Annotated in this window: 22 protein-coding genes; 4 read left to right on the plus strand and 18 right to left on the minus strand. The window is 39.5% G+C overall.

Going from position 1 to position 18,247, the window contains the following annotated elements; genetic code table 11:
• Positions 1-150 precede the first annotated feature (150 nt).
• From ACYQ73_RS08570 to ACYQ73_RS08580, 3 genes are all read right to left on the minus strand, one after another.
• Positions 151-1,044, minus strand: a complete 894-nt coding sequence (locus ACYQ73_RS08570; protein ID WP_460012089.1) for a DnaD domain protein — start codon at positions 1,042-1,044, stop codon at positions 151-153.
• Between the two features lie 180 nt (positions 1,045-1,224).
• On the minus strand, positions 1,225-1,644 hold the full coding sequence (locus tag ACYQ73_RS08575; RefSeq protein ID WP_460012090.1) for a hypothetical protein: 420 nt from the start codon (positions 1,642-1,644) through the stop codon (positions 1,225-1,227).
• A 185-nt stretch (positions 1,645-1,829) separates the two neighbouring features.
• Positions 1,830-2,345: a gamma carbonic anhydrase family protein gene (locus ACYQ73_RS08580; RefSeq protein ID WP_460012091.1), complete on the minus strand. Its 516-nt coding sequence runs from the start codon at positions 2,343-2,345 to the stop codon at positions 1,830-1,832.
• Between the two features lie 74 nt (positions 2,346-2,419).
• On the opposite strand from ACYQ73_RS08580, the gene ACYQ73_RS08585 reads away from it, so the two are divergent.
• The 3 genes from ACYQ73_RS08585 to ACYQ73_RS08595 all read left to right on the plus strand — a co-directional run bounded on the left by ACYQ73_RS08585 (position 2,420) and on the right by ACYQ73_RS08595 (position 4,401).
• The gene (locus tag ACYQ73_RS08585) at positions 2,420-3,397 is read left to right on the plus strand and encodes an NAD(P)H-dependent flavin oxidoreductase (protein ID WP_460012092.1); all 978 of its coding nucleotides are present in this window, start codon (positions 2,420-2,422) and stop codon (positions 3,395-3,397) included.
• Positions 3,394-3,801 carry a PaaI family thioesterase gene (locus ACYQ73_RS08590; RefSeq protein WP_460012093.1) on the plus strand — a complete coding sequence of 136 codons (408 nt, stop codon included), beginning with the start codon at positions 3,394-3,396 and terminating at the stop codon, positions 3,799-3,801. The genes ACYQ73_RS08585 and ACYQ73_RS08590 overlap by 4 nt, the downstream gene beginning before the upstream one ends.
• A 384-nt stretch (positions 3,802-4,185) precedes the next feature.
• A complete protein-coding gene (locus tag ACYQ73_RS08595; RefSeq protein ID WP_460012094.1) occupies positions 4,186-4,401 on the plus strand; it encodes a hypothetical protein in 216 nt (71 codons plus the stop codon).
• A 355-nt stretch (positions 4,402-4,756) separates the two neighbouring features.
• Here ACYQ73_RS08595 and paaX read toward each other — a convergent pair whose 3' ends face one another.
• From paaX to ACYQ73_RS08670, 15 genes are all read right to left on the minus strand, one after another.
• Entirely contained in the window at positions 4,757-5,581 is an 825-nt protein-coding gene (gene paaX / locus ACYQ73_RS08600) for a phenylacetic acid degradation operon negative regulatory protein PaaX (protein WP_460012095.1), read from the minus strand.
• A gap of 21 nt (positions 5,582-5,602) precedes the next feature.
• Complete coding sequence (locus ACYQ73_RS08605) at positions 5,603-6,379, minus strand: enoyl-CoA hydratase-related protein (protein ID WP_460012096.1); 777 nt, start codon at positions 6,377-6,379, stop codon at positions 5,603-5,605.
• 69 nt (positions 6,380-6,448) lie between these two features.
• Positions 6,449-7,651, minus strand: coding sequence for a thiolase family protein (locus ACYQ73_RS08610; protein WP_460012097.1), 1,203 nt, complete (start codon positions 7,649-7,651; stop codon positions 6,449-6,451).
• Entirely contained in the window at positions 7,648-8,517 is an 870-nt protein-coding gene (locus ACYQ73_RS08615) for a 3-hydroxyacyl-CoA dehydrogenase (RefSeq protein WP_460012098.1), read from the minus strand. Before ACYQ73_RS08615 ends, ACYQ73_RS08610 begins: the two co-directional genes overlap by 4 nt.
• 74 nt (positions 8,518-8,591) lie before the next feature.
• A complete protein-coding gene (locus ACYQ73_RS08620; RefSeq protein WP_460012099.1) occupies positions 8,592-10,100 on the minus strand; it encodes an aldehyde dehydrogenase family protein in 1,509 nt (502 codons plus the stop codon).
• Positions 10,101-10,116: 16 nt separating this feature from the next.
• A complete protein-coding gene (locus tag ACYQ73_RS08625; RefSeq protein WP_460012100.1) occupies positions 10,117-10,890 on the minus strand; it encodes an enoyl-CoA hydratase/isomerase family protein in 774 nt (257 codons plus the stop codon).
• A 2-nt stretch (positions 10,891-10,892) separates the two neighbouring features.
• Complete coding sequence (locus ACYQ73_RS08630) at positions 10,893-11,669, minus strand: enoyl-CoA hydratase/isomerase family protein (protein WP_460012101.1); 777 nt, start codon at positions 11,667-11,669, stop codon at positions 10,893-10,895.
• Positions 11,669-11,971: an EthD family reductase gene (locus ACYQ73_RS08635; protein WP_370078738.1), complete on the minus strand. Its 303-nt coding sequence runs from the start codon at positions 11,969-11,971 to the stop codon at positions 11,669-11,671. The genes ACYQ73_RS08630 and ACYQ73_RS08635 overlap by 1 nt, the downstream gene beginning before the upstream one ends.
• Positions 11,972-11,991: 20 nt before the next feature.
• On the minus strand, positions 11,992-12,489 hold the full coding sequence (gene paaD, locus ACYQ73_RS08640) for a 1,2-phenylacetyl-CoA epoxidase subunit PaaD (RefSeq protein WP_460012102.1): 498 nt from the start codon (positions 12,487-12,489) through the stop codon (positions 11,992-11,994).
• 29 nt (positions 12,490-12,518) lie between these two features.
• Positions 12,519-13,319, minus strand: a complete 801-nt coding sequence (gene paaC, locus ACYQ73_RS08645; RefSeq protein ID WP_460012103.1) for a 1,2-phenylacetyl-CoA epoxidase subunit PaaC — start codon at positions 13,317-13,319, stop codon at positions 12,519-12,521.
• On the minus strand, positions 13,312-13,665 hold the full coding sequence (paaB, locus tag ACYQ73_RS08650) for a 1,2-phenylacetyl-CoA epoxidase subunit PaaB (protein ID WP_132358347.1): 354 nt from the start codon (positions 13,663-13,665) through the stop codon (positions 13,312-13,314). Before paaB ends, paaC begins: the two co-directional genes overlap by 8 nt.
• Before the next feature lie 23 nt (positions 13,666-13,688).
• Positions 13,689-14,642: a 1,2-phenylacetyl-CoA epoxidase subunit PaaA gene (gene paaA / locus ACYQ73_RS08655; protein WP_460012104.1), complete on the minus strand. Its 954-nt coding sequence runs from the start codon at positions 14,640-14,642 to the stop codon at positions 13,689-13,691.
• A 71-nt stretch (positions 14,643-14,713) separates the two neighbouring features.
• The gene (locus ACYQ73_RS08660; protein ID WP_400933777.1) at positions 14,714-14,953 is read right to left on the minus strand and encodes a ferredoxin; all 240 of its coding nucleotides are present in this window, start codon (positions 14,951-14,953) and stop codon (positions 14,714-14,716) included.
• A 28-nt stretch (positions 14,954-14,981) separates the two neighbouring features.
• Positions 14,982-15,998, minus strand: a complete 1,017-nt coding sequence (locus tag ACYQ73_RS08665; RefSeq protein ID WP_460012105.1) for an NAD(P)/FAD-dependent oxidoreductase — start codon at positions 15,996-15,998, stop codon at positions 14,982-14,984.
• Positions 15,995-17,326, minus strand: a complete 1,332-nt coding sequence (locus ACYQ73_RS08670; protein ID WP_460012106.1) for a phenylacetate--CoA ligase family protein — start codon at positions 17,324-17,326, stop codon at positions 15,995-15,997. Before ACYQ73_RS08670 ends, ACYQ73_RS08665 begins: the two co-directional genes overlap by 4 nt.
• Before the next feature lie 448 nt (positions 17,327-17,774).
• Between ACYQ73_RS08670 and ACYQ73_RS08675 the strand changes: the two genes are divergently transcribed.
• Positions 17,775-18,209 (plus strand): PaaI family thioesterase, encoded by a 435-nt coding sequence (locus tag ACYQ73_RS08675; protein WP_460012107.1) that lies wholly within the window; start codon positions 17,775-17,777, stop codon positions 18,207-18,209.
• The last annotated feature ends 38 nt before the right edge of the window (positions 18,210-18,247 follow it).

The raw sequence follows: 18,247 nt of genomic DNA on the forward strand, positions 1-18,247 counted from the left end.
TTATTTTGGTTAATTTTGGATTTATTTTGATAGTTATTGGAATTTCCTCATTATTCATATCATCCCTACTTGATACTCCAATTGGTGTTTAGGCTAACTAAGTTGCTGTTGGACCAATTTAACTCTTCAGCCTTGCAGTAGTTGCATTATTCACCTTGCACTCTCAGTTAGATTCCTTAATGTTTCCAAGATTTTTTGTCGTTCAGCTTCAAAATCAATAGCTTGCCCACTTTCTATATCACTGGAATTTCCATTGCGATGATGGAACCAATCAGGGACAACCTCTTTATGCATTTGTAGATCGGATTGATGAGTACGCTGTTGTTGTTTTCGAGCTACAAATCGAAGGTTATCCGCTTCTACTTCCTCAATTGTTGTAAACTTTTTAGTAGTCCAAACGTGTAGAATTTTTTCAACGTAATTCCAACGAAGCACATTGTTCTCTATTGCTTGCTTCATAGCATGGATCACAAGGTCTTCCGACAATTCATTCATCCAATGACGGATTTTGTACGTGACATGATCGACTAGAGAACCAAAGCCATTTTGCTCATAAAATTGGAATGCTGTTTGTGGTTTTGGAAGGTTCTCTTCTGAAGAATGACTATTATAATAATTATTATTTAGTAAATTATTATTTAGTGATTTATTATTAATTAGTATTGACCGTTTTTCCGTTAACGGGTATTCCGTCAACGGTTTTTCCATCACCGGATTAACCGGTATCGGATTTTCACTAAACGGTTCAACTTGTGGCGTTTCGAACACTGAGAGTTCAACTTTCCTAAATTTACCCATGTTTGTTCTACCCTGCACTTTGTGAACATAGCCAGCTTTCGATAGCTCCTTAATAATGTTAGCAGTAGATTCACGATTGCATTTGCTATGGGTAGCTAAATCAGAAATACAAAATGACCAATCATCTGGCAATGACAACATGTAAGCAAGCAAACCTTTTGCTTTCCAGCTTAAGCGAGTGTCATTCAGAAACCCTTTGTCTAACACAACATAATTCTCCTTTTTAAGAACTCTAAATATTGCCATGATGTCCCACCTTTTGTTTTATAAGTACTTTTAGTCATTCATTAACTTATATACTGATTTGACCTAAAAGAAGGGACAAATATTTTTTAAAAAAAGAATTTCATCGCTTAAGAAGGCAAAAAATTAGGACATGCTACATTAGCACGTCCTGTTTTTTCCTATTTATGGTCGTTCAACGTTTTATTTATATAACTCTTTATAAACAACTACTTTTAGTGCAGTCATTTCTTCTTCTGTTAATTTACCTTCCATTTCTTGAATGACCTGATCTTTCGTCATTGACCCATCTTGTACTTTTACTCTTATATTATTAAGCTCCGAAATACCAACTTTTTGAATGATTACTTTTGTAGCCTCTTCTTTTGTTGTAAACGGCAACTTGCTGCTGTCTGCATTTTTAGCCTCTTCCATAAATGATTTTAGTTGAGGGTCACGCTCAATCGTATTTTTAATTTCATCCATTTGGCCACTTTGCTCTAATTCTGTTGAAATAGTATCAACTACCTTATCCGATGCATACTTCATACCAAAATGATAAACCCCATAACCAATAATACCTAGGAAAATGACAATGATCAGAAGGAATTTAATAAATCTCATACTCTCACACTCCTTAATTCTAAACATAATAATACTATATAGTGTGGAAAGATGAGAAATGATAACCTTTCGCATAAGAACTTTTTCAATATCATTCCTCTTTTTACAAATCCAACAAACGAATGTGGAAAAATAAAAGGATTAAGTTCGACACGACGACATTGAACTCAATCCTTACAAGCAGATTAAACCTCTACTATTTCTTTAAATTCTTTTCCCTTTTGGACGTATGTGTCGATTGATAATTGAATTAACTCAATGTCCTTATCTTGCAGCTGGCGCACGACTTTCCCTGGTGAGCCAACGACTAATGAACGTGGTGGGATTTTTGAGCCTTGTGTTATAAGTGTGTTTGCACCAATAATGCATTCTTCTCCAATTTCAGCATGATCTAAAATAACAGAACCCATACCAACAATCGAGCGGCGACCAATTTTGCAACCATGTAAAACAACTTGATGACCTACTGTTACTTCATCCTCTATAACAACTGGAGCCCCTTCATATAAATGAATAGTTGAATTATCTTGGATACTACAACGTTTTCCGATGGTGATGCTATCTTCATCTCCGCGTAGTACAGCGTTAAACCAAATAGACGATTGTTCACCAACCGTAACATCTCCAATAATGTACGTGCCTGGTGCCTGAAATACTGATTCATGAACATTTGGCTTCTTTAAAGCGTATGTAATCTCCATAAAAATCACCCTTTCAATCTTCTGAATATTTTGCTAGAATTTAGTATAACATATTTTTAACGGGGGTGCTATTTTTGAATCAATTATGTTCTGTCTTAGCAATAAAATACCCTATTATCCAAGGGGGAATGGGGAATATCAGTAGTCCCAAACTCGTGGCAGCTGTATCGAATGCAGGTGGCTTAGGGACAATTGGCTGTGGGACAATGATACCGTCAGAAGTTGAAGAACGCATTGTGGCAACGAAGGCGTTAACGCAAAAACCATTTGCCCTCAATGTGCCAATCAATGTCAATCCTTACACAAAGGAATTATTGCAATTAGCTATTACACATAAAGTACCGGTCGTTTCTTTATCGGCAGGTAATCCAACTTTATATATAGAGAAATTGCATGCACATCATATTCGAGTGATTGCTGTTGTGGCCTCTGTTAAACATGCGATTAAGGCCGAGCAAGGCGGAGCAGATGTGATCGTCGCAGAAGGTTATGAAGCTGCAGGCATTAACTCCGATTTAGAATTGACAACCTTTACGTTAATTCCACAAGTAGTCGATGCGGTTTCTGTACCTGTTGTAGCAGCAGGTGGTGTTGGCGATGGTCGCGGTTTAGCAGCTGCGTTAATGCTCGGAGCAGCCGGCGTTCAGATGGGAACTCGCTTCATTGCTACACAGGAAATGCCAGTACATCAGACCTATAAACAAAGACTAGTTGCTGCAACTGATGTGGAAACGGTCATTCTAGGACGTTCGGTCGGACAGGTGCGCCGTGTATTATGTTCACCTTTCACCTCTTCATTTCTTGCTGATGAAGCAAAAGGTATAACACTTGCTGACTATCAAGAACGTACATCCGAAACCTATCATATAAAAGGTGCTATGGAAGGCAATGAGCAAGGCGGTTTTATGAATAGCGGTCAAATCGCAGGGGTTATTCAAGACTTACCGACCGTTACGACTCTTATCGAGACTATGATGGATGATGCTCAGCAATGTTTAAATCGGACATTACTGAATACTTTCCAAGACTCAGTTAGGGGTGTTCAATTATGACGACTATGATCGACTTAAAGCGAGTGATTGATGGAGAAATTGAACCACCAGCATGTGATAAAACATTAGGTATTCATGTAAAATCAGCTATTGTCGGTAAAGCCGTTTGCACTTGGAACATCGATGAACGCTTTTTAAATGGGCATCAAGTCGTTATGGGAGGATTCATCACTTCTGCAGCAGATATTACGATGGCCTATTCGATGGCTTCAATTTTAGAAAGTAATCAAGGATTTGCGTCGATTAATTTGCAAACAACATTTTTCCGACCTCTTCACACCGGAATGGCTACGGTTGAATCAACAATTGTCAAGCAAGGCCGAAAAACATGCTATGTGGAAGCAACCGTTTCTCAAAATGGACAGTATGCTGCCAAAATAACATCTTCTATTATGATCCTATAAATGAATACGTTCTCGTAGTGTCGAAAAAAATTGTCGGGAAAATATTTGTAAAGATTGTCGCGCTTTATACCGCCCCAGGCTTTTCGCTTTTCTATTGGGCTTATTTCAAAAGTGAACACTATGAGTTGCCGAAGTTTCTTTTCATCCCTATAAATTAGAGTAACATGCCAGAAGATTCATGCTAAAGTTCAGTGGTTGATTGGAGTGGAGGCTAGGCGACTCCTCGGAGATCCGTGATAGAGGAACGAAGGCTAAAACCATCACGTCCTGTAATAACGCCTTCGTGACCAACATCGTGTTGGCCCGAGCCCCTGCAGCGCAGCGAAACGGCTCATCGGACGCCCCCAGGAAGCTTTGCTCTGTGCGAAAGCGAAGTGGCAGCAAATGTTTTCTGTAGCGAAAGCAAAGCGGCAGCTACAATTGTTTTATCTGTGCGAAAGCGTAGCGACAGCAACAACAAATGTTTTATCTGTAGCGAAAGCGAAGCGGCAGCTACAAAGCGCCCAGCCGGAACGGATATCAACCCCTCATTTTACTAAAAAAACATATTTTAACACAACAACAGAGCCTGAGACAGAACTCGATTATTTTGAAAAATAGCGAAAATAGATAATAACTTTTTTCGCTTCAATCAGTAGAGTGTTCCTTCTTGGTTTATCGAAACACTTCCATGCATTATCGACCAACTTTTGAGTTTTATCTACCAACTTCTGAGTTTTATCTACCAACTTCTAAATTTTATCTACCAACTTTCACGTTTTATCACCCAACTTCTGAATTTTATCTACATCCACCGTTCCAAGAACAAAAAAGAGGTTGGGACAAAACTTGTCAAAACCTTAAAAAGCGCGAGAAATCAATTTTAGAAATTTTGATTTCTCGCACTTTTTTGATGTGAATTTTTTAAATTTTGCTTTTAAAATATACTTATGCCCCTGCCTCCTTTTTTCATTTTTTAATTATCGGCATGGAATATTTCTTCAAAGAAACGGCATGATGGGCCTTCCAATAAATTGTAATATTCTTGGAATAATAGCGCAGCATGATTTCCACTCCACATTGGCGGTAATAATTCTTGTGGCAGTCCTGGATCGATAAATAGGAATTTACGATATTCATGAACAAGATTTGTACGCTCTACAAAACACTCGGCATCCGACATTTCTTGTCTTGAAATTGCACTTTGATGGATAATATATTGCTTACTATATTGATCCATAAACTTCTCATAACGTGCCTCAATCTCAGCCAACGACCAGCTTTTTTCGATTAGTGCTTCATGATCATGAGGGCCAATGTATTCAGCTGTAAAAAAGTCTACATGATTAGCAATATCATATTTTTGAATGAGGAGTTTAACTTCTTCTTCTAAATTATTCGGGGATATCCAACAGCCATTCGAAAAGGAGCCAAATCCACTCCATAAGAGCTCTTTACGTAATTCATCCCGAATTTGTCGCTTATCTTCTGGAATAGAGTACATTAAAAGTCTCCATTTCCCATCCCACTGAGTCGGTTCTAATTTAAAAATACGATTAGCCGCCTCTTGCATTCGTATTTCACCGCGTTTTGTTAAAAAATAATAACTACGATTCCCTCGTTTTTCTGATTGCAGCCATCCTTGTTTCACCATTCTAGATACAGATACGCGTACATTTTGCTCTGTGTGACCGAATTCTTTTAAATAACGAATCAAACTACCAATCCAAATTTTTGAACCGTAATGCATAATATAATCGCCATAGAGCGTAAAAATCATAGACTGTGTATTTGCGCCCATTCTCTCCCTCTACTTTCTAACTCATTTTCCTTGAAATGCAGGTTGCCTTTTTTCGCTGAACGCCTGTAAAGCTTCGAGACGATCTTCTGTCGGAATGACTAACTCATATGCCTTCGATTCGATTGCAAGACCCGTTTGTAAATCGGTATTCATCCCTTGTGTAATGGCATATTTTGCTTGACGAACAGCGACGGGGCCATTTTGCATAATGCGCATTGCTAGTGACTCACATTCGTCCAACAACGCCTCTCGTGGCACTGCTTTTAAAATGATGCCTAGAGCTTCTGCCTCTGTAGCTGTAATTTTCGCTGCTGTTAAAATCATTTCTTTTGCTTTCATTTCGCCGATTAATCGTGGTAATCGCTGCGTACCACCTGCACCAGGAATTATTGCCCAACTTGTTTCAGTAAGTCCGAGTAGTGCCTCATTAACTGCAATCGCAAAATCACATGCTAATAACCATTCAAATCCACCACCTAATGCATGCCCATTCACTGCTGCGATAGTTGGTTGTGGTAAATTTGCTATACTATTAAACACATCTCGAATTGCGCGTACGTTTCGACGTACTTCTTGGGTCGTTAATGTCTTTCGTTCTTTTAAATCTGCACCCGCACTAAATGCCTTTTCACCCGCACCTGTAAAAATGACAGCGCGGACATTTTCAGCTATATGTAATTCGTCTATTACTTGTTGCAATTGAGATAAAGTATCATAATTAAAACAGTTTAACACCTCTGGACGATTTATTGTTACATAAGCAATATAATTTTCTATTCTAAATGAAATACTTTTCATTTGCAAACTCTCCTATTCTATTCGATTTTTTCCGAAAAAAACGGCACATTTTTGTGCCGTTTATAATGATCATTCAATATTTTCAATAATCGTTGCAATCCCCTGCCCGACACCGATACACATTGAAGCAAGGCCATATTGTACGTTTTGCTTTTTCATTTCGTAAAGCAATGTAGTCATTATTCGGGCACCGCTTGCACCTAGTGGGTGACCAAATGCAATAGCGCCTCCGTTGACATTGACTTGTGCTGGATTTAGTTCAAGCTGCTTAATGGATTCTATTGCTTGAGAAGCAAACGCTTCATTTATTTCAAATAAACCAATGTCATTTGTTGTTAGGCCTGCACGTTGTAATGCTTTTTTTGAAGAATAAATAGGGCCAAGACCCATAACAGCAGGCTCTAATCCTGTAACAGCACCTGTTATATATCGTGCTAATGGTGTTATACCTAACTCTTTTGCTTTTTCTGCACTCATTAATAATAATGCCGAGGCACCATCATTCACACCAGAAGCATTACCGGCTGTCACTGTCCCATTTTCAAAAATAGGTCGTAGTTTAGCAAGTGCTTCTAAGGTTGTATCGGGGCGTGGATGTTCATCTGTATCTACGATGATTTCATTGCCTCTTTTATCTTTCACGTACACAGGCACGATTTCTTCGGCGAAACGGTTTGTGGCAAGCGCTTTTTTCGCACGTTGTTGGCTTTCAAATGCAAACGCATCTTGTTCCTCGCGACTAATATGAAAACGTTTGGCTACGTTCTCAGCAGTTTGGGGCATTGTATCCGCTCCATACATGCTTTGCAATTTTGGGTTCGTAAAACGCCAGCCGATCGTTGTATCAAACATCTTTTGATCGCCTCTCGGATAATCCACTTCCGGTTTCCCCATGACAAACGGGGCACGCGTCATACTTTCCGTACCACCTGCGATAAAAATATCGCCTTCACCACTCTTGATAGCACGTGCTGCATAATGTATAGCATCCATGCCTGAACCACAAAGGCGATTAATAGTCGTTCCCCCGACCTCTATCGGTAGTTCAGCAAGTAATGCAGCCATACGGGCGACGTTTCGATTATCTTCTCCCGCTTGGTTGGCATTCCCGAAAATAATATCCTCAATTTGTTGGACTGGCACTTTTGGGTTACGCTCGATAAGCGCCTTTATGACAGCGGCAGCTAAGTCATCCGGCCGAACAGTTTTTAATGCACCTTTATAACGACCAATTGGTGTACGAACAGCATCTACAATTACGACTTCAGTCATTTTTTCACCACCTCTTTTTGCTCGCTATAGTCATAAATCCCTTTTCCACTCTTTCGACCTAGACGTCCAGCTTGTACATATTGTTCAAGTAGTGGTGCTGGGCGGTATTTTTCACCGAGCTTTTCATGTAAATATCGTAAATTATTCAGACGTACATCAAGACCGACTAAATCGACCAATTCGAACGGTCCCATTGGATAATTCAAGCCCAGTTTAATAGCTTTATCGATGTCTTCAGGACTACCTAAGCCTTCCTGTAACATATAAAATGCTTCATTCCCAACGAGTGCACTAATACGGCTTGTAACAAAACCTGGGAATTCATTGATAACGACCGTTTGTTTGCCCATTTGTTCAGCAATTTCACAAATGGTTTGGACTGTTTCATCACTTGTTTCCAACCCTCTAATAATCTCCACGAGCTCCATCTTATGCACAGGATTAAAAAAGTGCATCGCAATCGTTTGTTCAGGTCGTTTTGCGTAAGAAGCAATTTCTGTGGGACTCATCGTTGAAGTATTTGTAGCAAATAAACAGTGGGGTGAAGCAAACTGTTCCATCTGCTCAAAGACAGCTCGTTTAATGTCCCTTTTTTCGGGGACGGCTTCAATGATTAAGTCTGCTTTATTGGCGACAGTAGCTAAATCTGTCACATAAGTCAGACGTAATGATGCTTCTTGTACTTGTTGCGCTGTTAATTTTCCGCGTACAACAGATTTTTCGAAAATGGATGTAATTTCATTTTGTGCATTTTGTAACGCCTGTTCATTAATGTCTATAATAGCTGTTTCAAAGCCACTGATTGCGCTAACGTAGGCAATGCCGCGCCCCATAACCCCTGACCCGATGACAATAATTTTTTTCATGAAAACAACCTCCTTATTGTGAAAACCACATACGACGAGTGAAGATATCTCATCGCATATGGTTTTGGTGGTGGTTAGACGCCTAGTGGATTTAGTGGGCGGCTACCATAATATGAAATGATACTTTTCGTCTCTGTATATAAATCTAATGTTTCGATGCATAGCTCACGTCCGAAACCAGAATGTTTATAGCCGCCAAATGGGGTACCTGGCATTGCGGAGAATGGGCAATTGACCATTACGATTCCTGCTTGGATTTGATTCGCAACACGCGTAGCACGTGCCCCATCTTTAGACCAAACTGCTGAGCCTAAACCAAACTCTGAATCATTTGCTAATCGAATCGCTTCTTTTTCATCGCTAAATGGCATAACAACAACTACTGGACCAAATATTTCTTCACACACAACTTTCATGGATTGCGTTACGTCTGTAATAATAGTTGGTTCATACCAGAAACCATTTTCAAAGCCCTCTACAGCCGCCACTTTGCCACCTGTTACAATGGTTGCGCCCTCTTCAACGGCAGATTTCACATAGCCATCGATCGTATTTAATTGATCTTGGTCGATAATTGCCCCCATGTGAGTACCTTTATCGAACGGATCACCTAGTTTAATTGCTTTTGTTTTAGCAACAAATTTCTCTAAAAACTCATCATAAATGTCTTTGTGCACGTATAAGCGTGAACGTGCCTCGCAAGATTGCCCTGAGTTATAGAAAATGCCGTACAATGAACCATCTACTGCCGCATCAATATCAGCATCTTCGAACACTAGATTTGGTGATTTGCCGCCTAGCTCTAATGTAACGCGTTTTAATGTTTGAGAAGCTTTTTCCATAATTCCTTTACCGACCGGTGTGGAACCTGTGAAGGCAACTTTATCGACTTGCTGATGCTCCACTAAGTAATTCCCTACATCTTTACCTGAACCAGGAATGATATTGACAACCCCCGCTGGCACACCCGCTTCTAAGCAAATTTCACCTAACACGATCGCTGTTAATGGCGTTAAAGAAGCTGGTTTAACAATAACGGAACAACCAACAGCAATGGCTGGAGCAATCTTCCAAGCAGCCATCATGAGTGGGTAATTCCAAGGAACAATTTGTGCACATACTCCTACAGGCTCTTTTTCTGTGTAATTATGAAATTGACCTGGCATATTATTTACGGCACCACGATGGCCAACAATCGCACCTGCGTAAAATTCGAAATCTTCTATTGCTTGGTTTACTTGGCCTTGCGCAGTACCAAGAGATTTCCCTGTATCAAGCATCTCAAGCTCTACGATTTCATTAAAGCGAGAGCGCATAATAGCAGCAATCTTATGGAGTACCTGTGCACGACGATTAACAGGATATTGCTTCCACTTTCCGAAATCAAATGCTTGGCGAGCTGCTTGCACTGCACGCTCAGCGTCTTCCTGTGAAGCTTTTGCAACAGTCGCTACGACTTCACCTGTCGCAGGGTTAATCGTTTGGAATGTCTCTCCATTACTACTCTCTACCTTTTCACCATTAATAATTAAATGATAAAAATCGCGTTTCCCTATTACTTTCTCTTGTACTTGTTGTGTCATTATCATTCACTCCTTTTTATTGTCCATTAAATTGAGGCTGTCTTTTTTCTGCAAATGCTTTCATACCTTCTTGATGATCATCTGTCGCTCCAGCAATACTTTGGCTTTGTGCTTCGTAAACAAGGAAGTCTTCGAACTTTAAGTGTTCTGCTGCCTTGATAGTACGTTTAATAAGGCCGATTGCTTTTGTCGGTAACTGGACAATCTGTTGCGCGAATGAATGAACGTCATCTTCAAATGTTTCATTGTTATAGACAGCAGTTGTTAAACCTATTTGTTTGGCTTCCTCTGCTTTTATACGTTGACCGAGTACTGAAATTTCAAGCGCTTTAGCATCACCAACTAATCGTTTTAAGTAGTAAAGATTCCCAGAATCAGGAATTAATCCTACATGGATAAAGGCATTCATAAAGAAAGATTTTTCCGACATTACTCGAAAGTCGGCAGCAAGCGCTAAACTAAAGCCAGCACCTGCAGCTGCACCATTCACAGCTGCGATAATTGGTTTTTCACAGCTATGTAACTGTTGAACCATCGGACCATAGAAATCTGTTAAAATATCACCAAGTTTCATATCTTCACCAATAACCGAAAGATCTTGACCTGAACAAAATGCGCGTCCTTCACCACGAAGTACGATACAACGTACTTCATCATCTACTGATGCTTGTTTGACGGCAGTACGAATTTCATGATTCATCTGTGCGGTGATTGCATTTAATGTGTCCGGTCGATTTAATGAAATATACGCTACGGATTCTTTTAGTTCGTATTGAATGGTTTCAAACATAATTATCTCCCCTTAAAGTTCGGTTGACGTTTTTCAACAAATGCTTGCATGCCTTCTTTTTGATCTTCTGAAGAGAATAATAAATAGAAATTTTTTCGTTCAAACTGCATCCCTTCATAGAGTGAGTAGTCGACAGCTTTGTTGACAGCTTCTTTAATAAGACGTAAAGCGAGGGCAGGTTTTTGTGCGAGCATCGTCGCTGTTTTATGTGTTTCTTCTATTAACATCTCTGGTTGCACAACCTTGTTGATGATGCCATATGCGAGCGCTTCATCCGCAGTAATTCTTGCTGCGCTCCATATCCACTCTAATGCTTTCGTTCGCCCTACTAATTTTGTTAAGCGCTGTGTACCACCTGCCCCAGGCATAACGCCAAGGTTTATTTCAGGGAAGCTAAATTCTGTGCCTTCTGCGGCGATTAATACATCACAACAAAGGGCTAATTCAAAGCCACCTCCGAAAACGAATCCTTTCACACTACCGATAATAGGCTTTTTAATTTGCCCGATGCGATCCCAATCAGCGAATTGATTTAATAGCTCTAAACGAACTGTGTTGTCTGCCGCCATTTCATCAATATCTGCACCGGATGAAAACGCTTTTCCATTTCCGGCTAAAACGATGACCTGTACGCCTTCGTCACGATCAAACAATTCCATTGCCTGCATAATTTCTCGTACCATAGCACGATTTAAAGAATTGTATTGTCGAGGACGGTTTAAGTTAATAAACCCTATCCCACTGTCAATCGTTACTTCAATAAATGTGAATGCTGTCATTATGCATCTTCACCGATGATTAATGTGACGATATCACTCGCAAAGCTCATTAAATCTTTGCCAGACGCTTTCCCTTCTGGTGACCGTAGTCCATTCTTTAAATCTTCTGGGCTATCATATGTCATTTCACACATTAAGTAATACGGTGTTTCTGTACCCATCGGAGTTGAATTAAATTTAGTTACTTTCATTTCACGTAAGCCTGGTATTTTCGCAGTAATCGGTGTATGAACTTTTTCGTAATGCTCATCAAATGCCACCTTATCAACAGGGTGTTTATATAACGCGATTAATTTTGCCATCTTAAAATACGCTCCTTTGTCTACATGGAAGTAGAAATTATTTTCATTGCTTCAAATGGATTTTTACAGCTTTTGCAATATAAAATACTGCGACAAGCTGTTGGACCAAAAATATTTTCTAGCGTGACATAGGTAGAGCCACAGTATGGGCAATCTACATGCCAAGAGCCGTCTTCATTAAAAAAACGAGGTGGTGGTGCAATACCGAACTTCTTTAGTCCTTCTCGTCCCTTTTCTGTTACACGATCAGAAGTCCAGATAGGATGATTGATAAACACGACACTCACTTCCCGAACATCTTCTAGTTGTTCGACTGCTTTTTGTATATTTTGTTGAATAATTGTCAATGCAGGACATCCTGAAAATGTTGGTAGCACTTCAATACGGACATGACCATCATTCACTTGCACACGTTCAACCATGCCAAGGTCAATAATACTTACCGTATCAATTTCAGGGTCCTTCACTGTATCAAGCACTTCATAGATGTGCGCTTCGTGCAGACCCGTAGTTGTCATCGTGACCCTCCTTTTTTTGCAATAGATCGTTACCAGCTTGCCGCCAAATCAGATCGATACACCTCTGACATTGTTTCAATAGCCGAAGTTAAATCATCTGTATGTTGTCCGTGGCGACCATTGATGATTGGTTCTGGTAATACGGGTATTGCGATTTCTACTGCTTCAAAAGTCGGAGTTACAATGGCCAACCAACGTTCTTTTATAGCCGCTTCTGACTCGATCAATTCACATGCTGTTATGTGCTCAGCTGTGTTGCCCAATGACAATAAATCTCCAGTATCTTTTATTACCTCTTGTAACGCTTTCATCATACGTGAACGTGAATCTTCTGTTGCTGTACATAATTGCGTAAACCACGTTGTCCAGTGCATCTGATGATAATAAAGTTCCGTACTAATTTTCACAGCCACTTCTCGGATTGGTGCATAGCTGCTCGCTTTGAGTGCATCAATCTTCGCTTTTTTCGCCGTTGTATAGACAAAATTACGTGCTACTGCGTATCCCCAATCATAATTCGGTGCTTCTTTGTAGTAACCTTCTCCATTCGGGCGTTCTACAAGTAGACTGTTACAACGTTCCTCTTTTGGTCGGAGCTGTGCTAATGAATCTGCAACGCCTTCGCCAAGCTCTTCCAAAAGCGTATAATATAATTTAGCGTGTCCCATTGTATCTTGGGTTATGGATGAGAATGCTACATCTTCCTCAATATGTGGCGCCAGCCCAAGCCACTCAGAGCCACGATACGAAAACAAATAATCATCATCCGCTAATTGATACAGTACTGTAATAACTGCTTGTTTATATTCAGGCGTTACTTCGTTAGTCATCTTTTTTCCCTCCCCCACCCCAAGATAGAATTTCTTTTTCGTCCAGCATGACTTGTTCATAGTGACGCCATTTTTTCTTTAAATAACCGTAGCCTTTTGTTGTACGGTAATCTTTATTGTCTAGTCGTTGCAGCGCTTGTTTATTGTCTTGGGTTAGGCCGTGTAAATGTTTACGATTGACTACCCAAATGTCGACCACAGGCTCACGACGCATAAAGTTTTCCTGTGCCATAACTAGCGCCATTTCTCCGTTCGGTGCTAAAAGACTAAATTGATGCTGGAAATGTGATGTTGGTGTTCGTTTACTAAATACTTCGAATTCTTGATAGAAAGATTGTTTTTCCACGATGATAGCCCCTCTCTACAGCGTTAATTTACTAGAGCCGTTAATGCTTCCCGTACCCATGCGTTATTTTCGTATGATGAACGACGAAGTGCTAAGCGTTCTTGAGAACATGGACCTTCGTTGCGTTGGATTTTTTTGAAATATTCCCAGTTTGGCTCTTGGTACATCCATTTATTTTGCGTTTCATCAAAATGTAAAGTTGGGTCAGGCACAGTTAAACCTATTGATTGAATACGAGGAACGTATTTTGTTAAGAAGCTTTGACGTAATTCTTCATTCGTTAAGACACGAATTTTATATTTAATCGTTAAATCTTGTTTGCTAGAACCTGTTGTAGCTTTTGAGGCTGGGCCAAAGAAAAATAATAGTGATTCCCACCAGCGGTTTAGCGCGTCTTGCACAAGTGCACGTTGTTCAGGTGTACCTTCTGCCAACGCCATAATAATGGCTTCACCATGTTGTGCATGGAATACTTCTTCCGCACAAATACGTTGTAAAGCACGTGCATAAGGACCATACGATGAACCTAACATGTTTGTTTGTGAGATAATGGCAGAACCATCTACAAGCCAGCCAATTAAACCCGCATCTCCCCATGATTTTGTTTCCATATGGAATACATTGTGGAACTTAAGACGCCCTTCGAATAAATCAATCATTATATCGCCGCGATCTTTACCATATGGTTTTAGCAAATCTTCTGCTACGCGTAATAATAATTGACCATGTCCCATCTCATCTTGAACCTTCGCCATAATCCCAAGCTTTCGATATAATGTCGGAGCTTTTGGAACCCATTCTTTCTCAGGAAGAGCACCCATAATTTCACTAATACCATGCATCGAAATTAATTTGATTAGTGCCAAACGATATTCTTCCGGCATCCAATCATCTACTTCAATCTTTTCACCTGCAGCAATCCGCGCCTCAAATTGCTCTTGTAATTGTTGTTCAGATACTTGAGTAACGACACTCATCGTAAAAACCTCCTTATATAACTATTATTCGATAATCGTTACTATTATGTTATGTTGAAGGGCAAAAAAAATCACACCTCTAACAAGACCTTATTATCGTTTGCTACTTTAATTGATTCTGTTGGACAACCTTCCATTGCATCCTCTAAATCATCATATAAATCTATCGGCACTTCTTTGCAACCTTTATTATTGTCTAAAATAACAAAGGCGATTCCTTCGTCATTATAATCAAAAATATCCGGAGCCGATGCGCCACATGCGCCACAAGCAATACATGTATCTTGATCTACTCTAGTGAATTTCGCCATACACCCATTCCTTTCACAACCTATAGTATTAGGTAAGTTGTTTCTTTTTATCTTCCATTAGACTCGTACTATGCAATGGTTGCACTTTAGATGTTGGATCAATATATACTTTTGCGTTACTAATAGCAGTAGGCGCCTCTCCAAACCCACTTACAATTAGCTTAACTTTCCCATCATATGTGCAAATATCACCTGCCGCATAAATACCAGGAATGTTAGTTTCCATACGTGAATTAACGACGATGGCATTTTTACTAATGTCCAAGCCCCAGTCTTTAATGGCCCCTAACGACGAAACAAAACCATAGTTTACGATAATATCATCGACACCATAGATTGGTTGAACGCTTTCGTCTTTTGCATGCTTTAATTTGACTTGTGTAATGCGCTCTTCCCCTATGAGTTCTTCAGGTACATAAGGTGTAATGACCTCCACAGTCGATTGCATTAAATTTTCTACACTATGTTCATGCGCACGAAACTTATCCCGTCTATGGACAATAGATACCTTTTTTGCAATTGGTTCTAGCATCATCGCCCAGTCGACTGCTGAATCGCCGCCACCAAACACCATCACGTTACGATCTTTAAATGCATTAAGATCATTAATGAAGTAATGTAAGTTACTTTGTGCATACGTATCGTCCCCATCTAATTCAAGCTTTCGAACTTTAAACGCACCGTTTCCAGCAGTGATCACTATTGTTCGAGAATAATGCGTACTCTTCGTAGTAACAATTTTGAAAATACCGTTTTCATCTTTTTCGATAGTTTGTACAGATTCATTCGTACAGACATCCACCGGGAAAATATTCATTTGTTCTTTTAAATTATTGATAAGATCTTGTGCGAGAATTTTCGGAAAACCCGCTATATCATAAATATATTTTTCTGGATAAAGAGCAGCTAACTGGCCGCCCAACTGAGGAAGACTTTCTAGAATTTTGACGCTCATGCCTCGCATACCACCATAGAAGGCAGCAAACATACCAACAGGCCCTCCACCTATAATGGTCACATCTTTTATTTGCTCAGTATCAATCATTGAAGAACCTCCTTCTGTTCCATTCGTCTATCAATGACACGAATTGCTTTGCCTTCAGAGCGTGGAATAGCACCACTATTTTCAATGACTAGACTAACGGAAACTAAGCAGGCATTTTTTAAATCGTGCTTGATTTCCTTTGTCAGTAATTGTATAAGCGGATGGTTGAGGTCACCTCCTACTTTTTCGTATAATTTTGGCGTTAACTCAACATGTAGTTCAATCGCATCCATATTCCCTTTTTTCAATAAATGGATTTGATAGTGTGGTGCCAACCCTTCAATTTGCAATAACTCACGCTCGATTTCAGATGGAAAAACATTGACTCCACGAATAATTAACATATCATCTGTACGTCCCTTAACTCGTGCCATCCGCATTGTTGTACGTCCACATTTACATTTTTCACGTGTAATCGAAGTAATATCACCCGTACGATAACGAATAATTGGAAGCGCTTCCTTTGTTAAGCTAGTAATTACCAATTCCCCATCTTCTCCATCAGCTACAGGTTCTAATGTATCTGGATCGATCACTTCTACGAAGAAATGATCTTCAGCTATATGTAAACCATCTTGCGCTTCATAGCATTCAATCGATACGCCAGGACCTAGTACTTCACTTAACCCATAAATATCCATCGCGCGAATTTTTAATTTATCCTCTATGGCACGGCGCATCTCCTCTGACCAAGGCTCTGCACCAAAAATTCCATATTCAATCCCGTTCGTCGTTGGATCAATTCCCATTTCCTCCATCTTTTCAGCAATGGTTAGAATATAAGAAGGTGTCCCCGCGATGCCTCGTGGTTTAAAATCCTCAAGTAATGTAATTTGACGCTCCGTATTTCCACCTGAGACCGGTACAACTGCTGCGCCTAAAGTTTCGGCTCCGTAGTGTAAGCCCATCCCACCAGTAAATAGGCCATAGCCGTAAGCATTATGAAAGATATCTGATTTGCGTCCCCCTGCGGTAACAATAGCGCGAGCTAAAAGTCCCGACCACATATCTATATCATTTTTTGTATAACCAACAATTGTTGGCTTTCCACTAGTTCCCGAAGAACCATGAATGCGGACTACATCATCCATCGGTACTGCAAAAAGTTTAAATGGATATTGCTCACGTAAATTTACTTTTTTAGTAAATGGCAATTTGCGAATATCTTCTAAGCTTTGAATATCAGCTGGTTTAACTCCAAGCTGATCAAACAGTTCCTTATAAAAAGGTGTATTGTTATATACTTTTTCTACGGTTGCTTTTAATCGCTCTAGTTGAATCTTTGCCATTTCTCCCCTTGCAGCTGTTTCTATTTCTAGATGATACATTCCCTAGCCCCCTTTATGCTATTACAAATCCCCCTGTATAACAAATAAATTACGATAGTTCTAGTTTCGTAACTAAGATTAAGATAAACTTATTTGTCCGAATTGTCAATATATTTTGTTATCTCTAATTAAAGTTGGTTAATTAGTCGTCTTTGAACGTTTTTGCTTAAATACTAGTTATTCACAAGCATAAAAAGCAATTTGCCCATATCCCCTTTAAACCCGCTATTAATAAGCGTTAATTAAATAAATACACAAAAATAACTCGTGAACGCAAATTAATTCTATAAAAATATGTTAATACGTTTACTTTCCCGATTATAGGTGTTAAATTGATTTTATATTTCATTTTAATTTCAATCGTTATTAAAATGTATGAATGATTTTCGTATATTTTACATATACACAAATGGTAGAAATATTTTTTATAAACAAAGGGGGATTCACTTTGACATTAACAGAGGCAAAACAACACGAAAAATATTATGATGATATTTTTGAAGCTTTATCAAAGGAACCATTTGCAAATTATTTAGGGATGGAATTAGTAGAATTAAAAGCAGGCTTTGCAAAAGTGACACTTTCTCCAACACCTCACATGCTCAATACACACGGGACTGTTCATGGAGGTATTATTTTTTCTTTAGCCGACTACGCCTTTGCGGCCGCTAGTAATTCTTACGGCAAAACAGCTGTCGGTGTAACGAATACCATACATTATATGAGCGCAGGTTTGGCAAATCACCAACTTACAGCTATCGCTGAAGAGGTTAAAAAAACACGCCGTTTAGCTTGGTATCAGATCCGTGTTTGGAGCAACGATGAATTATGCGCAACAATGGAGGCGATGGTTTATCGTAAAAATGAAAATTTCATCGGATAAGAGAAAGATGTGAGTAACCTGTGTTAAAAAGGTTACTC

The sequence above is a fragment of the Lysinibacillus sp. CTST325 genome, assembly GCF_054665055.1.

Bases quoted from the DNA above. Each gene is read 5' to 3' on its own strand.
- ACYQ73_RS08570 (WP_460012089.1), bottom strand. From the start codon at position 1,044: ATGGCAATATTTAGAGTTCTTAAAAAGGAGAATTATGTTGTGTTAGAC.
- ACYQ73_RS08575 (WP_460012090.1), bottom strand. From the start codon at position 1,644: ATGAGATTTATTAAATTCCTTCTGATCATTGTCATTTTCCTAGGTATT.
- ACYQ73_RS08580 (WP_460012091.1), bottom strand. From the start codon at position 2,345: ATGGAGATTACATACGCTTTAAAGAAGCCAAATGTTCATGAATCAGTA.
- ACYQ73_RS08590 (WP_460012093.1), top strand. From the start codon at position 3,394: ATGACGACTATGATCGACTTAAAGCGAGTGATTGATGGAGAAATTGAA.
- ACYQ73_RS08595 (WP_460012094.1), top strand. From the start codon at position 4,186: ATGTTTTCTGTAGCGAAAGCAAAGCGGCAGCTACAATTGTTTTATCTG.
- paaX (WP_460012095.1), bottom strand. From the start codon at position 5,581: ATGGGCGCAAATACACAGTCTATGATTTTTACGCTCTATGGCGATTAT.
- ACYQ73_RS08605 (WP_460012096.1), bottom strand. From the start codon at position 6,379: ATGAAAAGTATTTCATTTAGAATAGAAAATTATATTGCTTATGTAACA.
- ACYQ73_RS08610 (WP_460012097.1), bottom strand. From the start codon at position 7,651: ATGACTGAAGTCGTAATTGTAGATGCTGTTCGTACACCAATTGGTCGT.
- ACYQ73_RS08615 (WP_460012098.1), bottom strand. From the start codon at position 8,517: ATGAAAAAAATTATTGTCATCGGGTCAGGGGTTATGGGGCGCGGCATT.
- ACYQ73_RS08620 (WP_460012099.1), bottom strand. From the start codon at position 10,100: ATGACACAACAAGTACAAGAGAAAGTAATAGGGAAACGCGATTTTTAT.
- ACYQ73_RS08625 (WP_460012100.1), bottom strand. From the start codon at position 10,890: ATGTTTGAAACCATTCAATACGAACTAAAAGAATCCGTAGCGTATATT.
- ACYQ73_RS08630 (WP_460012101.1), bottom strand. From the start codon at position 11,669: ATGACAGCATTCACATTTATTGAAGTAACGATTGACAGTGGGATAGGG.
- ACYQ73_RS08635 (WP_370078738.1), bottom strand. From the start codon at position 11,971: ATGGCAAAATTAATCGCGTTATATAAACACCCTGTTGATAAGGTGGCA.
- paaD (WP_460012102.1), bottom strand. From the start codon at position 12,489: ATGACAACTACGGGTCTGCACGAAGCGCACATCTATGAAGTGCTTGAT.
- paaC (WP_460012103.1), bottom strand. From the start codon at position 13,319: ATGACTAACGAAGTAACGCCTGAATATAAACAAGCAGTTATTACAGTA.
- paaA (WP_460012104.1), bottom strand. From the start codon at position 14,642: ATGAGTGTCGTTACTCAAGTATCTGAACAACAATTACAAGAGCAATTT.
- ACYQ73_RS08660 (WP_400933777.1), bottom strand. From the start codon at position 14,953: ATGGCGAAATTCACTAGAGTAGATCAAGATACATGTATTGCTTGTGGC.
- ACYQ73_RS08665 (WP_460012105.1), bottom strand. From the start codon at position 15,998: ATGATTGATACTGAGCAAATAAAAGATGTGACCATTATAGGTGGAGGG.
- ACYQ73_RS08670 (WP_460012106.1), bottom strand. From the start codon at position 17,326: ATGTATCATCTAGAAATAGAAACAGCTGCAAGGGGAGAAATGGCAAAG.